The 14,990-nt window shown below is 42.5% G+C and carries 13 protein-coding genes; 6 read left to right on the top strand and 7 right to left on the bottom strand.

Going from position 1 to position 14,990, the window contains the following annotated elements; all coding sequences use genetic code 11:
- Positions 1–998: 998 nt before the first annotated feature.
- The gene (aroC, locus tag WJR50_RS02425) at positions 999–2,075 is read right to left on the bottom strand and encodes a chorismate synthase (RefSeq protein ID WP_341291621.1); all 1,077 of its coding nucleotides are present in this window, start codon (positions 2,073–2,075) and stop codon (positions 999–1,001) included.
- Between the two features lie 72 nt (positions 2,076–2,147).
- Positions 2,148–3,593, bottom strand: a complete 1,446-nt coding sequence (locus WJR50_RS02430) for a BatD family protein (RefSeq protein WP_341291622.1) — start codon at positions 3,591–3,593, stop codon at positions 2,148–2,150.
- 177 nt (positions 3,594–3,770) lie between these two features.
- Here WJR50_RS02430 and WJR50_RS02435 point away from each other — a divergent pair, with 177 nt between their 5' ends.
- Positions 3,771–4,010, top strand: coding sequence for a hypothetical protein (locus WJR50_RS02435; RefSeq protein WP_341291623.1), 240 nt, complete (start codon positions 3,771–3,773; stop codon positions 4,008–4,010).
- Between the two features lie 35 nt (positions 4,011–4,045).
- Here WJR50_RS02435 and queG read toward each other — a convergent pair whose 3' ends face one another.
- Complete coding sequence (gene queG / locus WJR50_RS02440; RefSeq protein WP_341291624.1) at positions 4,046–4,993, bottom strand: tRNA epoxyqueuosine(34) reductase QueG; 948 nt, start codon at positions 4,991–4,993, stop codon at positions 4,046–4,048.
- 180 nt (positions 4,994–5,173) lie between these two features.
- Between queG and WJR50_RS02445 the strand changes: the two genes are divergently transcribed.
- Positions 5,174–5,599, top strand: a complete 426-nt coding sequence (locus tag WJR50_RS02445; protein ID WP_341291625.1) for a hypothetical protein — start codon at positions 5,174–5,176, stop codon at positions 5,597–5,599.
- Positions 5,600–5,770: 171 nt separating this feature from the next.
- The gene (locus tag WJR50_RS02450; RefSeq protein ID WP_341291626.1) at positions 5,771–6,337 is read left to right on the top strand and encodes a DUF4136 domain-containing protein; all 567 of its coding nucleotides are present in this window, start codon (positions 5,771–5,773) and stop codon (positions 6,335–6,337) included.
- Positions 6,338–6,403: 66 nt separating this feature from the next.
- Here the strand turns inward: WJR50_RS02450 and ruvB are convergent, their stop codons facing one another.
- On the bottom strand, positions 6,404–7,432 hold the full coding sequence (gene ruvB, locus WJR50_RS02455; protein WP_341291627.1) for a Holliday junction branch migration DNA helicase RuvB: 1,029 nt from the start codon (positions 7,430–7,432) through the stop codon (positions 6,404–6,406).
- A gap of 226 nt (positions 7,433–7,658) precedes the next feature.
- Between ruvB and WJR50_RS02460 the strand changes: the two genes are divergently transcribed.
- The 3 genes from WJR50_RS02460 (at position 7,659) to WJR50_RS02470 (ending at position 10,675) form a co-directional block, all read left to right on the top strand.
- The gene (locus tag WJR50_RS02460; RefSeq protein ID WP_341291628.1) at positions 7,659–8,717 is read left to right on the top strand and encodes an FAD:protein FMN transferase; all 1,059 of its coding nucleotides are present in this window, start codon (positions 7,659–7,661) and stop codon (positions 8,715–8,717) included.
- Between the two features lie 133 nt (positions 8,718–8,850).
- Positions 8,851–9,969, top strand: coding sequence for an anhydro-N-acetylmuramic acid kinase (locus WJR50_RS02465; protein WP_341291629.1), 1,119 nt, complete (start codon positions 8,851–8,853; stop codon positions 9,967–9,969).
- Positions 9,926–10,675 carry a porin family protein gene (locus WJR50_RS02470; RefSeq protein WP_341291630.1) on the top strand — a complete coding sequence of 250 codons (750 nt, stop codon included), beginning with the start codon at positions 9,926–9,928 and terminating at the stop codon, positions 10,673–10,675. The genes WJR50_RS02465 and WJR50_RS02470 overlap by 44 nt, the downstream gene beginning before the upstream one ends.
- 33 nt (positions 10,676–10,708) lie before the next feature.
- Here the strand turns inward: WJR50_RS02470 and WJR50_RS02475 are convergent, their stop codons facing one another.
- The 3 genes from WJR50_RS02475 to WJR50_RS02485 form a co-directional block, all read right to left on the bottom strand.
- A complete protein-coding gene (locus WJR50_RS02475) occupies positions 10,709–11,947 on the bottom strand; it encodes a M16 family metallopeptidase (RefSeq protein ID WP_341291631.1) in 1,239 nt (412 codons plus the stop codon).
- A 115-nt stretch (positions 11,948–12,062) separates the two neighbouring features.
- Positions 12,063–13,178: an NAD(P)/FAD-dependent oxidoreductase gene (locus WJR50_RS02480; protein WP_341291632.1), complete on the bottom strand. Its 1,116-nt coding sequence runs from the start codon at positions 13,176–13,178 to the stop codon at positions 12,063–12,065.
- 210 nt (positions 13,179–13,388) lie between these two features.
- Positions 13,389–14,891, bottom strand: coding sequence for an SDR family oxidoreductase (locus WJR50_RS02485; RefSeq protein ID WP_341291633.1), 1,503 nt, complete (start codon positions 14,889–14,891; stop codon positions 13,389–13,391).
- Positions 14,892–14,990: the final 99 nt, after the last annotated feature.

The raw sequence follows: 14,990 nt of genomic DNA on the forward strand, positions 1-14,990 counted from the left end.
TTTGGGAGGCATGGCACTATGATCAGGATTGATAAGATCTTCGCTACAGCTACTTACAGAGAAAGCGAAAGAGGTAAGTAGTGCTAAAGTGAGGAGGCTGAATTTGTTGATATACTTTTTCATGACTTTGTGGGATTATAATTTTTGATAAATTTCTACTTGATGTTTTAGTCTCCGAAAAGCTTCCGAAGACAACATTTCAAAGGTAGGATAGAGGTGAAGTGGAAGCAATGGGTTGTCAGATTCGGAGCTTATACCGCACTAATTTGACTCAAAAATGACTGCCTTTGAGGTAGTATTGTACTAGTGGCAGTAGTTTTTTATAACTACTGTTTATATGTATTTATCTTCTCACATTTGAAGTGTTTATGCTTACATCAGCACAGAAAAAAAAGAGGCTAAATCATAAAAATAAACACTTTGATACACTTATAAGTAAATTAATAACTATGTAAAGTGTGTTATTTGAATAGTAATAATTTTATTGCTATTAGTGATATTACTTCTGAGAAGGAACTAAGAGGTGCTTACAGAAATTCAAGCAATTGGGTGGATTGATTGTAATCAAATGCTCAAAATCAGTGCACTGTTGCCAATTTTACCACTCTTGTTTACGTGAGTGAGTATTTGAATGATATGCACATGAAATTTGCAGCCTTTTTCCAGCAGCCATTGGTAATATTGAGAAAGGATTTTAAAATTATTTAAAAATTTCCCTCCAAAATTATCTGAAACAGTCCAGCTATGTATCCTAACATTTTCTGTTCAACTATTTGAGGATAGTATTTTTGAAGAGTTGGGCTGAATAAAATTCAAAAACAAAGAATTCAGGTAAGAGGAAAGTTGAAAAAATATTCAAAAAAATAGCAGTAATTTTTTAAAAAATTGTACTTAATCACTTGCATGAAAATGCTATGTACACAGAGGTATGATATTATATAAAGGTTACTTCAGCGAAGTATGAATCAGGGCTTTAATAAGCTCTTTTTGAGAAAAAATTAAAACCTGGTAGTTTGGTTAAGAAGGTAATAGTCTGCGATCACCAATGCGGCCATAGCTTCTACGATAGGCACTGCGCGAGGTACTACGCAGGGATCATGACGACCTTTGCCGGAGACGGTCACTGTTTCTCCCGCCTCATTCAGGCTTTCCTGATCCTGCATCAGGGTAGCTACCGGCTTAAAGGCTACCCGGAAGTAAATATCTTCTCCATTGGAAATACCCCCCTGAATACCGCCGGAGTGATTGGTACGGGTACGTACTTTTTCTCCTTCTTTGTAATATGCATCATTATGCTGAGAGCCATTCAGCGCTACGCCCTCAAAGCCACTGCCATATTCAAACCCTTTAACCGCATTGATGCCTAGCATTGCTTTACCCAGTTCGGCATGCAGCTTATCAAAGACAGGTTCGCCTAAGCCTACGGGTACCCCGGTAATCACACAACTGACAATACCTCCGATCGTATCGCGGTTTTTACGGGTAGTGTCTATCAGTTCAATCATCTGCTCAGCCGTGGCCGGGTCAGGGCAGCGGACAATATTTTCTTCACTACGGCTCAGATCCAACTCATGGTAGCTTTTTTCCAGGCGGAGCGTGCCTACCTGAGATACGTAAGCGCTTACTTCAATACCTTTATGTTGCAAAAATTGCTTGGCTACAGCTCCTGCGGCCACACGGGCAGCAGTTTCACGGGCAGAACTTCTGCCGCCACCACGATAATCACGGATGCCATATTTATTCTGGTAAGTGTAGTCGGCATGTGAGGGACGAAATTTGTCGGCGATATGGGTGTAATCTTTACTTCGCTGATCTTCGTTGGGGATAAGAATCATGAGCGGAGTACCGGTAGTTTTACCATCAAACACCCCCGACTGAATATGAAAAGTATCGCTCTCCTTACGTTGAGTAGTAATTTTAGATTGACCGGGCTTGCGGCGGTCCATATCTTTCTGGATCAAAGCTTCGTCTAATGGCATGCCAGCAGGGCAGCCATCTATGATAACCCCGATGGACTTACCGTGTGACTCACCAAAAGTTGTGATCTTAAATAAATTACCGAACGAATTTCCCATGCCGCGTCTGCTAAGTAGAATAGATATGAAATAATATGGCAAATGTAGCAGCTAAGCTTCTAAAGCCCAAAGCTATTTTTTAAAGACTATCACCACGGTGAGTACGAGCATGCCTAATATGAGCATATTGGCCAGGAGCTGTAGCCAACCATCATTGTCAAGGCTTCTCAGCCGGTTATCGGCCCGCGAAGCAGCATCGTAGAAGGTACCCACATCCTGAGAGCTGATATAGTCGTTCTTACGGCTTTTTCCGCTTACCTTTATGGCTATTTCGGAGCGGAGTGTATCGTAGCGTTCAGTAGACGTATTGAAAAATACCCAGTTGAAATAATTGCCTAGCTGATATTCTCCCGGCTCATTGGGCACGGCATAGTAAGAAAAAGCTTTGGAGCCTGCTACCCGATTGTTCCTGCGACTGATGTTTTGCTCAATGCTGGGCGCGTACACATCAAAATTATCGCCATTACGGATATCAGGCTTTTCAATAGCTGAAATATTACCTTCTCCTACAATTTTGAAGGTGTAGTTGAAGCTGTTTCCGGTAGTGAGCTCACGATCACTGATCTCTTCCTCCAAGCGATAATCCCCTACGGCCACACTTTCCATGAGCGGGTGAGAGGGTAGCGCTTTGACAAAAACCTTTTTGGGTTGACTATAAAAAGTTTTGAAATCTTCCTGACGGCGTCTGCCAAAAAAAGAAGGATTTTTAGCTACTCTGTACTTAATCATTTGCAAGCCCACCTCGGGAAAAGTAATAGCATCTCTGTTGAGCGGGTAGAAAGTAGCCTGATAAATTTTGTACTGCGTATAATTTTCTCCCCCGATTGAGACCGGCTTACCATTGATGTTTTCTATATTAAAATTTTCCTCCCAGGCATTAGAAGGCCTGATCTTTTTAAGAATGTCGGTGAGCTGTTTCCCCAGGTCATAGAACTGTAGAGGGGCCTGGTTTTTTTCAGAGACATAAAAGGCCAGGGTTGTCGTAAACCCTTCACCCAGGTAGACGGTATCCTTATCGGTAGAAAGCGCGAGGAAAGCATCATCCTTTACATCCACAAATTCCTGAGACTTATTATCTCTTTCAAAAAAGTTATCAAAAGGATCATTGAAGTCAAAAGGGTTATTGCCTCTGCTATTTTGGCTGGCTGGACCCACAGTAATGCTGGTCCCTGAAGAGCTTACCTGGGTATCATTGACATTCATCCGGAAGGGAGAGAGTTTGAACGTACCTTCACGGGTAGGAAGATAAGTTTGGGTAACACTTTGAGAAGATGATACCTGTCCGTTGACGATATTGGTAGAGGAGGAAGTAGAGATACCTGCTTTTTCAAAGCCGGGTATTTCCGGAAAATCGTCATAGCGACGCAGGCGATCGTCTTGTATTTTTACAGTAATGGTAAACTGTTCATTGACTCCAATTTCATTAGGGCCTAATGCTACGGAAACCTCCTGAGCCTCAGCCTGTAAAGCCGCAAAAAGTGTAGCTACAACTAATATTAGCACATATTTATATTCCATGCGTTGAAATAATTTGGACCACAAATCCGTTACATAATCAACTTGCAAATTAAGAAGCTGGTATATATATTTATAACACTTTTTATAGAATAATACGTATACACAACTTGCCGAAAATTTTATAAGTGAAATGGTTTTTTAAACTTATTTTATTTTTTAACCCAAACTGAATCGGATATGCAAATTAAAAACAAGCAGGTAAATCCCAAGAGAATACATGCCCAACTGGATTATGTAAAGCTCATACTTGCTAAAGTAAGCTTTGACCAGGCCTTGTTCAAAAAAGAACTCAAAAAAGCAATAGGAATTTTACTCCCTCACGAGGTAGGTAGCCTTAAGGAGTGGTGCTATCAGCGCTTCGGTCGTATGTATGCCTCTGTGCTGAATGAGTGCTTTACGGTAGGATATGCCGGATAATAGCTTTTATGCATTTTAAATATTCAGAGCCGCATTTACTGCGGCTTTTTTTTGTCTGCTACAAAACGGATATTTCTCTGTAAACCTTTGAATTTCGTTCTTTTCACTGCCGACTTCCTGAAGATTTTGCGAAATACATCTTCAGTTAGCTCTTCCCAATCCCTTTTACTCATGTTTTCAAGTTCAGGATGCGGTAAGAAGTCTGGCTCCTGATGAGGTCTTGCGTGCCGGTTCCAGGGGCATACATCCTGACAAATGTCGCAGCCAAATATCCAGTTGTCAAATTTACCTTGGGCTTCCTGAGGGATTTCTTCCTTAAGCTCAATGGTATAGTAAGAAATACACTTGCTTCCATCTACCACATAGGGGGTAGCAATAGCATCCGTAGGGCAGGCATCTATACAGCGGGTACAGGTACCACAATAATCTTTAATGGGGCCATCAGGTGCCAGGTCCAGGTCGGTGATCAGTTCAGCCAGGAAAAAGAAGCTTCCTCTTTGTTTGGTCAGCAGCAAACTGTTTTTACCTACCCAGCCTACACCACTTCGCTTAGCCCAGGCTCTTTCCATTACCGGTGCGGAGTCTACAAACACTCGTCCGTTGATTTCTCCAATCTCTTCCTGTAGTAGTTGTACAAGCGACTTCAATTTGTCTTTGATCACAAAATGATAATCTTTGCCATAAGCGTACTTAGAAATTTTATAATTATCGCTTTGACTCAGGTCCTGCTCCGGGTAGTAATTGTATAGCAAGGTGACCACTGAGCGGGCTCCCTCTACCAGTTGGGTAGGGTCCAGCCTTTTGTCAAAGTGGTTTTCCATATACTGCATTTGTCCATGCATACCTTGCTTTAGCCATGCTTCCAGGCGAGGAGCCTCTTCTTCCAGAAACTCAGCTTTGGCAATTCCACAGAAATCAAAGCCTAATGTTTTTGCTTTTGCTTTTACGATTTCTGCTCTTTTTTCAGCTAACTGAGATGACATGCAATTCTTGTTTAGCGGAGCAATGTAATTCCCAAATAGATAGTTCCACGAAAGAAAAACGACGATTCAGGGTAATAAAGTAGGGTGTATCGGATAATTTCTTTGAAAATTGGGAGCTAGGTGTAATTTAGAGTAATTTATATTATCAAACACATAAGTATTTTTTAGACATAAGCCCGTATGGAAACACAAGACCGACTTGATCTACAACAAGAGTTTAAACACTGCGACCTATACCTGGTAGAAAACAAACCTGTACTCATCATCAAAGCTACGGACACTTATATTCCAATTGAAGAATTCAAACAGGTATTTGCTAAAGCCTCTGACTTGGTAAAAGAGCACAAAGTTAAAAAAGTAATCTTTGACAAAAGAAGAATGAGAGTTTTCCATCAGCCCTCTATGGAGTGGTACTATAAAGATTGGAAAGAAGGATTGCTGGCAGAAGGCATGAAGACCCACAGAAAACTGCTTCCTGATGATGAGGTGTTTAAAAAAAGTGTGGAATTGGGCAAAGCCAAAATTAATGAAAAGTATCCGGAACTACGCTTAGACGAAATGGATATACGCTACTTTGATGATCTTCAGAAGGCTATTGATCAGTAAATACTTAAATTTTGCAGATAATAAATAGGTAAAAAATATACTTTCATAACGAATATAAGGAAAAAATATGGTCATTTTTGAGTAAAAATGCACTAAACGATAAACACTTGATGATATTGCATGTTATTATATTGTGTATTAACCAAATTTTTTTAACTAAAAAAAATAACAATGAAACGATTATCAATATTTTTAGCATGCATCTTTATCTCAGCCACTGCTTTTGCTCAGCAAAATGATGAGGTAATATCCAAAGAAAATGAAGCTGCTGAGTTGGATGGTAAAGAATCTTACAACTTTGGTAACAACTTTATGAACCTGGAAGATGAACAATGGTATACCTTCAGCACCTTGCATACCAGCATGGTACAGAATGCTATTGTACACGAATTTGATACCTACGGATACGAATTAAATACTGAAAATCCTGAATTATTAATTAACTACATGATCTTTGATCAGAAGTACAATGATAAGTATGGATATTATAAAGATCCTTATACGGTGGATCAAAATGTAGGTCAGGATAATATTCTCGCACAATTAGAAGACGGAAGTTTAGTAGTGAGTGTAATTGACCCGGATAATGGTAAAGCACTTTGGGTAGGATATGTACCTGATGCTGTTGAGCCAGGTGATAGTTTGAGGAAGCAGCAAATAGATATTAGAAATTCTGTGGCTAACATTTTAGAGGTATTTATCGCAGCCACTAATTTTGACGACACTGCGTCTTACTAAAAAGTAAGTTATTAGAAATTAAAGAGAGCCAGCTTGTTGAGTTAAGCTGGCTTTTTTATTGGCCCATCAGTCAAATAAAGTCTTTGTTCTGCCAGGAGGAATCAGCCTGAGGTGCTTATAAGCCAGTTCAGTAGCTTCCCTTCCCCTGGATGTGCGTTTGATATAGCCTTCTTTGATCAGAAATGGTTCATATACTTCCTCTATGGTTTCCGCTTCTTCACCGCAGGCAGTGGCAATGGTACTGATTCCTACCGGTCCTCCCTTAAATTTCTCAATGATGGTAGATAATATGCGATTGTCCATATCATCCAGCCCGTTTTGGTCAACATCCAGAGCAGAGAGAGCCATTTCTGCAATCGACTTAGTAATAATTCCTTCTCCCTTAATTTCGGCAAAGTCCCGCGTACGGCGTAGTAGTGTATTAGCTATACGGGGCGTGCCTCTGCTTCTACGAGCGATTTCAAAAGCCGCCTCCTCATGTATAGGGGTATTCAGAATACCGGCTGAGCGCTTTACAATGCTGAGCAAAAGTTCGGCGTCGTAGTACTCCAGGCGGGCATTGATACCAAACCGTGCTCTTAAAGGAGAAGTAAGCAGCCCCGAACGGGTAGTAGCGCCCACAAGAGTAAAAGGGCTCAGGCTGATTTGCACGGTTCGGGCATTGGGGCCCGAATCCAGCATGATGTCAATTTTAAAGTCTTCCATCGCCGAATAGAGATATTCCTCTACGATAGGGTTGAGGCGATGAATTTCATCAATGAAGAGTACATTGCCTTCCTCCAGGTTGGTCAGCAGACCTGCCAGGTCGCTGGGTTTATCCAGTACGGGACCGGAGGTAATTTTAATCTGGGAGCCAAGCTCCTGAGCAATGATATGGGAAAGCGTCGTTTTTCCCAGCCCGGGAGGCCCATGCAAAAGCACATGGTCTAGCTGATCTCCTCGTTTTTTTGCAGCCAGCACAAAAACTTTGAGGTTCTCAATAATCTTATGTTGGCCGGTAAAGTCTTCAAAGCTCAGCGGTCGCAGTGCCTTCTCCAGATCGCGTTCGCCAGGACTCAGATGATCGGCATCACCTTTTAAATAGTCTTCTCTCATCTTCTGTAGCGTGATATTATTCTACAATAATTAATCATGGCTTATTCAAGCAGCTTCTGTCAGAATAAACCAATTTAATGAATTACGCCAAAACCAAATCAGCAAAGTCTTAGGCTTTTTCCAATCATATATGGGGAATCCACAAATTAAATCTAATTTTGCGGCGTTTAAAAACTCTTATGCTACTGAATAACGTTTTGATGAGCAGAATAACTCATTCTTTGACATGAATTCTTATCAGAAAAAAAATATAATTTATTCCATTGTACTATTGGGGCTGGTGGGCATCGTCTGGCTTTTTCGGCAGGCCAATGATGATAAAGAAGCAACACGCCCCCAGGTATCCTTTAGTGGGCAAACCATGGGTACAGTATACAATATCAAGTATCTGGATGATGAGGAAAGAAGCTTCAAAAGTGGCGTTGATTCATTGCTGGAAGTATTTAATTCCTCGCTGAATCATTATTTACCCGACTCAGAAATTTCCCGCTTTAACCACGGCGATACTTCAGACGTGGATACTCCCGGAGTGGACACGCTTTATTTTGAACTTCCTTACTTTTACCCGGTACTCCAAAAAAGCCAGGAAATTGTAGAAGCAACGAATGGAGCTTTTGACCCTACGGTAGCGCCCCTGGTTAATGCCTGGGGGTTTGGCCCGGAGAGCGGTGACCTGCCTGATAGCTCGGCGGTAGACTCCCTTTTGAACCTGGTAGGCTTTGAGAAAATTCAGTTTACCGAGGAGTACGTCACCAAAACCCAGCCTGAGGTACAACTTAATTTCAGTGCGGTAGCCAAAGGTTATGGAGTAGATATTATTGCTAACTATCTCAGCAGCAAAGGTATTGAGAATATGATGGTAGATATCGGGGGTGAAATTGTGTGTAAAGGAGTAAATAGCCGGGGAGAGACCTGGCGTATCGGTATAGATGATCCTATCCAGAGCGGTAATATGACACATGCACTTGCGATTGAAAATCAGGCGATCGCTACCTCGGGCGACTATCGTAATTTTTATGTACGCGGTGGTAAAAAATATTCTCATACTATTGATCCCAAAACAGGCTATCAGGTAGATCATTCGGTGCTTAGTGTATCGGTGATTGCGGATCATTGTATTACTGCAGATGCCTATGCCACCGCTTTTATGGTGCTGGGGCTGGAAGAAAGCAAAAAAGTGCTGGAAGCTGATCCTTCTCTGGAGGCATTGATTATTTATGATGATGCAGGTACCATAAAAACTTTTCAGACTCAGGGAGTGGAAGAAAATTTGCTAGAACTATAAGTGCTTTGTAGCTTAAACCTTTTGTCCCTTATCCCAAGCAAACAAATTTATAGGTAGCTACCTAGTTGAGTAGCCAAATATCAAAATACAGGCTGGAAATGATAAGTGCAGCTTGTGTAAAAAAACAGATGTATTGAAAGCAAGAAAATATAAAGTAATAGGGCTAATGTCAGGTACCTCGCTGGATGGGCTGGACATTGCTTACTGTCATTTTGGATGTATTGATGGCGTATGGCAGTTTGAGGTAATTGCCGCCAACACCTTTGAATATGAAGAAGCCTGGAAGAAACGGCTGGAAAACATCACCCAGGTAAGTGGAGAAGCGCTTACACAAACGCATCAGGAGTTGGGTGTGTGGATGGGGGATGCAGTTAAGCGTTTTATGAAAAAGCATGAAGTAGACCCTGAGTTTATTGCCTCACACGGACACACAGTGTTTCACCAGCCAGAGAAAGGTTTTACCCTACAGATTGGGAGTAGCTATGCCATGCATGCGCAGAGTGGCAAGCCGGTGATCAGTAATTTCAGAGATATGGACCTGGCACTGGGAGGGCAAGGTGCGCCCCTGGTTCCCATTGGCGACCGCCTGTTGTTTCCTCATCATGCGTTTTGTCTAAACATCGGAGGTATTGCCAATGTCTCTGCTGAAGTAAACGAAAAACGCCTGGCCTATGACATCAGCCCAGCTAATATGGTGCTTAATTATTTTGCCCAGAAGCTGGGGCAGGCGTATGATAAAGGTGGAGAACTAGCCCGTGCAGGTAAAGTCAATGAGGCTATCGTCAACAGATTGAATGATCTGGCATATTACAAGGCTCCTTATCCTAAATCTCTGGGCTATGAGTGGGTGCTGGAAAATGTCATCAGTCCGATGGAGAAGGAAGATATTGCTACGGAAGATATGCTGGCCACGCTTACCCATCATGTAGCGCAGCAGATTGCTGCCAATGTACATCTCTTGATGGATAAGCAACAGGAAAAACAAAACATTTCTTCTGATCAAGAAGCAAGCCTGATGGCTACCGGAGGAGGAGCCTTCAATGATTATCTGATTGAATGTATCAGAGAGTATAGCAAAGGGAGGTTTACTGTCGTTTTACCTAATGAACTGATTATTTCTTTTAAAGAAGCACTGATTTTTGCTTTCTTGGGAGTCTTACGCTTACGTAACGAAGTGAATTGCTTAAGCTCGGTAACCGGGGCCTCTTATGATCACAGTGCAGGAACTATTTATGGTAACATACAAATATAAACTCGTCTTTTTTAGTCTGTTATTATGCTTAGGTCTACAGGCTCAAGCTCAGGACTCATTAGAGGTAAAACCAAAAAAATGGTCTAGGCTGAGTATTGGTACCCGGCATGGCGGAGGAATCTCTTTTCTTTTAGTTCCTAATGAAAGCCTTACAACCACTCCTGATAACCCTCGTCCGAGATTAAACCCTGTAATTGGCTATAGTGGTGGTTTGTCTGTACAATATTATGCCCAACCCAATTTTAGCCTACAGGTTGGAATCAACTATACAGAAAAGGGATGGGAGCAGGAATTCCTTGATCAGGAATTAGGCGATTATACAGATAGCCTGTTCTTTCGCCAATACCTCAATTACATTGATGTTCCCATCATGGCACATGGTTATGTCGGGCAGAGAAATGTCCGTATTTATCTGGAAGCGGGTGTTTTTCTTAGCTATCTGCTTTCTCATAGCACCGAAAGAGAAGCCAGTATCACCGATGAGCAAATAAGATATCGGTATCAGGAAGGAAGAGATAACCGTTTTAATGTTGGGATATCCGGAGGGGGTGGCTTTGAAATTGTGACAGCCGTAGGCATGTTTCAGCTAGGAGGGCGCTATAGTCTGGGCTTTACCTCTGTATTGGATAAGAACATCACTCCCGTACCTAATCCTCTGCTCATGAACTCCGTTATGATCACGCTGGGATATTATGTACAGTTTTAGGCAATAATTGGAGCTTAAAATCTTTACTATCTACTATACTTTCTTAGGCACAAAGCTCAGCACAGAAAGGTCCTTTTCCTGCAACATTTCCTGGGCCACTGCCTGTATTTTTTTAGCGTCTGTAGCCCCTATCTTTTCATAGAGGGTTTCCAGGGTTTCCATTTCATACTCATCCAGAATGCTACGGGCCATGGCTAGCATCAGACTTTGGTTGTTTTCACTGCTCATGGCAAGTTGCCCCATCAGCTGTTCTTTGGTACGGTGCAATTGCATGCTTCCCAGCGGAACCTCCCGTAGCTTTTTTAACTCTTTCATCACATAAGCAGTGGCTTTTTCCAGTTGCCGGGGCTCGGTGCCAAAGTAGATGGAAAACATTCCGGTATCGGTATACGACTGATATTCGGCATCTACCGCATAGACCAGCCCGTGCTTCTCACGCAAGGCCATATTTAATCGGGTATTCATGCTTGGCCCGCCCAGTAAATTGGTCAGCATAAAAAAGGTCAGGCTATCCTCGTGCTGTACAGGATAAGCATCACGGCCAATAGCACATTGCGCCTGAGTAAGTGTGCGTTCAACCTGTAGCTGCTTGGATACATATTTTTTGAAAGGCTTTCTGCTTCTGCTAGAATGCTGAACAGGTATGTCTTTCAGGTATTTTTCGGCCAGACGAATCACCTTTTTCATAGGCAAATTGCCGACACAGGAGAATACCAGTTTGTCGGTGTCCAAATTTTCCTGTACAAAGCTCTTAAAATCCTCTCGGTGGAAACGACGGATGCTTTCGCTGGTGCCTAAAATATTCATGCCCAGCGGGTGTTTGCCAAAAACTACTTCATCAAAATCATCCTGAATGGCATCTTCCGGTGAGTCGTAGTACATCGCCATCTCTTCCAGAATGACATTACGTTCGCGCTCAATCTGCTTTTCCGGAAAAACGGAGTCAAAAGTAATGTCAGTAAGGAGTTCAAAAGCATTATCAAAGTGGCGGTCCAGCACAGAAGCGTAGAAGCAGATTTTCTCTTTGGTTGTATAGGCATTAAGCTCACCACCCACTGAGTCCAGCCGGTTCAGGATATGGAAAGCCTTGCGTTTTTTGGTGCCTTTGAAAGCCATATGCTCCCAAAAGTGCGCAATACCATGCTGATCAGGTTTTTCATCGCGGCTACCGATATCCAGTACAAAGCCGCAGTGAACTACTTTACTATGGGTAATTTGTTTATGTGCTATTCTGATCCCGTTAGGAAGGGTATAAAGTTCGTATTCTGTCATAAATTGTTTAAGATCTTAGCTACCTAAGATACTTCATGTTCAAAGAGGGATGCTAAAATAACAGAATTGAGACTAATGTTAGTTTGGAAAGTGTGATCTTATTTTAGAATAATTATCAAAAGGGCGTTCCGTGCGTAGCACGCATGATCTGACGGGCCAGCAGCTTTACATTTGAAATCATTCCCACACCAATTTCTGAAATGAATGCGCTGCCGAAGAGGCGCTGCACATTTCTTCCAACCCAAAGACGTTGGGCAAAAAGTTTGCTCCAGACGCTGCTGTAGGCTTTTTCCAGCACTTCCCGTTCAAAATGACTGCTTTTGTAGTGTTCAATAATCAGTTCGGAAAGCAGTTTGGCAGAATGGATAGCTAACGCCATACCATTGCCACAGAGCGGCGTGATCAGTCCGGCAGTATCGCCCGACATCAAAATATGGTTTTCTACCGGAAGCTTGGGGGCAAAAGAGATTTCATTGATCACCTCCGGTTTGTCAAACAGAAACTCTGATTCCGTAAAAAGCCTTTTGAGATACGGATTTTCGTACAATACGGCCTTTTCCATCGCCTCTATGCTGCCATACTTCCTCAAATCCTGACGGCTTCCCAGGTAGCACATATTGTATTTGTCACCTTCTACCCGGCTGATGCCACAGTAACCTCCCCTGAAGTTGTGCAGCGCAATCATATCTTCAGGAAAATCTGCGTGTAAATGGTATTTGACACCGATATAAGGAGAACTTTGGGTAGTAAATTTGCGCTTCAATTGCTTGTCCAGTCGCGAGCGCTTACCGTAGGCACCGATTACCAGCCTGCTTTGTACCTGTTTTCCCTGTGGCAGTGAAATGTTGAAATGATGCTTTTCAAAAGAGACTTCCTGCACGGCAGTATCCACCAAGCAGGCTGCACCAGCCTCCACAGCTTTTTGATAAAGAAAATGATCCAGGGCGTAACGGCTGATGCCAAATCCACCCAGGTCTAAAGGCATGATACTGCTCTTTCCTGAAACCGAAGTGAGCATAAAATTTCGGATAGCAACGGGCTGCAACTCCTTAGGAAAGAGGCTATTTTTATCAAGAAAAGGCAGAACTTCATTAGAAATATACTCGCCACAGACCTTATGAAAAGGATAATGCTTTTTTTCAATAAGCTGCACTTCCAGACCGGAATGGGCGAGCAAAATGGCATTGACCAGTCCTGCCAAACCTCCTCCAATAATCGTTACGTCTTTCAAATTTTGGATAGTGTTATGGTTCTAGGTATTAGGGTGTTATAGTTAGTAGTTATGCATTTATTGTTTATCTGTGAAATAAGTGAGTGAATTTATTGAATAACGTAACTCTTTTTAGAAGCAGTAGTTCGCACCCTAACACCCTAACACCCTAACACCCTAACACCCTAACACCCTAACACCCTAACACCCTAACACCCTAACACCCTAACATCACGCAGAAACTTCTTCTTTTTTCTTTTCTTCTTCCCGCTCTTTCTGGGCAATCTCTCGTTGCTTTTCCTCAAAGTTGATAATGCGCTTAGCCATCCCCGGAAAGATAAAACCATGAAAAGGATAGACAGCCCACCAATATGCCCTTCCCGCCAGTCCGTGAGGTCGGTAGGTAGCAGTTTGGAGTAGATAGGATTGTCCTTCTTCCTCAATGACATCAAACTCCAGCCAGGCATCACCGGGCAGCTTCATTTCAGCGTAGAGCAACAACCTGCCTTCTTCTTTGTCGGCTACCAGCACCCGCCAAAAATCCAAGGCGTCGCCGGGAACAAGCTGGCTGGGACTGCGACGCCCTCTTCTCAGCCCTACGCCCCCTACCATCTGATCCAGAAAGCCTCTGATCTTCCAGAGAAAACCCAGATAATACCAGCCCCGATCTCCTCCTATGCTCCAGATGTTTTTGATAATCTGTTCTTTAGGTTTATCAAAAGAGACCTTACGCACATCGCGATACACACCGTATTCTGGCACCTTCACATGGTCCATAAGGTTAATTTTTATCTTTGAGCTGTTGAAAGAGTCTTTCCAGCTGGAGATGACTTCATTCTGGGCAATGCGGTTAAAAGCTCTTTCTACCGCCTCTCTGTAGGAAAGCAGCTCTATCTGGACGATATCTTCTATACCCTTGTGCTGAATAATAACTTGGTTTTTCATACTATCTACTAAACCACGAGCCAGCTTAAAGGAGGTACTGGTAACAAAGTAAAGCCACAAAGAAGAAATGCGGGGGGAAAGTACAGGTACAGAGATAATATAACGTTTTAAGTTTCTGACTTCAGCAAACTGTAGCATCATTTCTTTATAAGAAAGCACTTCAGGACCACCAATATCATAAACTTTATTGTAAGCCTCATTTCTCAATAATACTCCATCAAGGTATTGTAAGACGTTACGGAGGGCAATGGGTTGACTTTTGGTACTTACCCACTTGGGAGCAATCATGACAGGCAGCTTCTCTACCAGGTCGCGGATAATCTCAAAAGAAGCGCCTCCTGAGCCGATGATAATCCCTGCACGCAGCACAGTGGTAGGGATCTGGCTCTGCATCAGGATATCTTCCACATTTTTACGCGAACGCAGGTGTTTGGATAAATTATCATCATTTACAATACCGGAAAGATAGATGATCTGCCGGCAAGAGGTTTTTTTGATGTTATCTACAAAATTATGGGCAGCTTTGGCTTCCAGTTTTTCATAGTCGGCAGAGGCACCGATAGAGTGTACCAGATAATAAGCAGCGTCAAGGTCCTGAGGCATATCTTTAAGCGTTTCCTCTTTGAGCAGGTCAGCCTCAAAATAAGATATATTCTCCTGAAGGGATTTGTCCACCTTCATTCTCCGCTTGTCCCGTACCAGGCATACTACATCATGTCCATTACGAACTAATACCGGCAGCAGGCGCATACCAATATAGCCGTTTGCTCCTGTCAATAATATTTTCATGCTAATCGTCTTTGTAGTCAGAATTATATATCCTAATAACTCCCTGACATACAATCTGTTCAGAAGAAACTAATAGCGGGTTATGGTTCTTAGTCTTAT

This window comes from Catalinimonas locisalis (assembly GCF_038039535.1).
In the GTDB taxonomy this organism is placed as follows: domain Bacteria; phylum Bacteroidota; class Bacteroidia; order Cytophagales; family Cyclobacteriaceae; genus Catalinimonas.

Bases quoted from the DNA above. Each gene is read 5' to 3' on its own strand.
- aroC (WP_341291621.1), bottom strand. From the start codon at position 2,075: ATGGGAAATTCGTTCGGTAATTTATTTAAGATCACAACTTTTGGTGAG.
- WJR50_RS02430 (WP_341291622.1), bottom strand. From the start codon at position 3,593: ATGGAATATAAATATGTGCTAATATTAGTTGTAGCTACACTTTTTGCG.
- WJR50_RS02435 (WP_341291623.1), top strand. From the start codon at position 3,771: ATGCAAATTAAAAACAAGCAGGTAAATCCCAAGAGAATACATGCCCAA.
- queG (WP_341291624.1), bottom strand. From the start codon at position 4,993: ATGTCATCTCAGTTAGCTGAAAAAAGAGCAGAAATCGTAAAAGCAAAA.
- WJR50_RS02445 (WP_341291625.1), top strand. From the start codon at position 5,174: ATGGAAACACAAGACCGACTTGATCTACAACAAGAGTTTAAACACTGC.
- WJR50_RS02450 (WP_341291626.1), top strand. From the start codon at position 5,771: ATGAAACGATTATCAATATTTTTAGCATGCATCTTTATCTCAGCCACT.
- ruvB (WP_341291627.1), bottom strand. From the start codon at position 7,432: ATGAGAGAAGACTATTTAAAAGGTGATGCCGATCATCTGAGTCCTGGC.
- WJR50_RS02460 (WP_341291628.1), top strand. From the start codon at position 7,659: ATGAATTCTTATCAGAAAAAAAATATAATTTATTCCATTGTACTATTG.
- WJR50_RS02470 (WP_341291630.1), top strand. From the start codon at position 9,926: ATGATCACAGTGCAGGAACTATTTATGGTAACATACAAATATAAACTC.
- WJR50_RS02475 (WP_341291631.1), bottom strand. From the start codon at position 11,947: ATGACAGAATACGAACTTTATACCCTTCCTAACGGGATCAGAATAGCA.
- WJR50_RS02485 (WP_341291633.1), bottom strand. From the start codon at position 14,891: ATGAAAATATTATTGACAGGAGCAAACGGCTATATTGGTATGCGCCTG.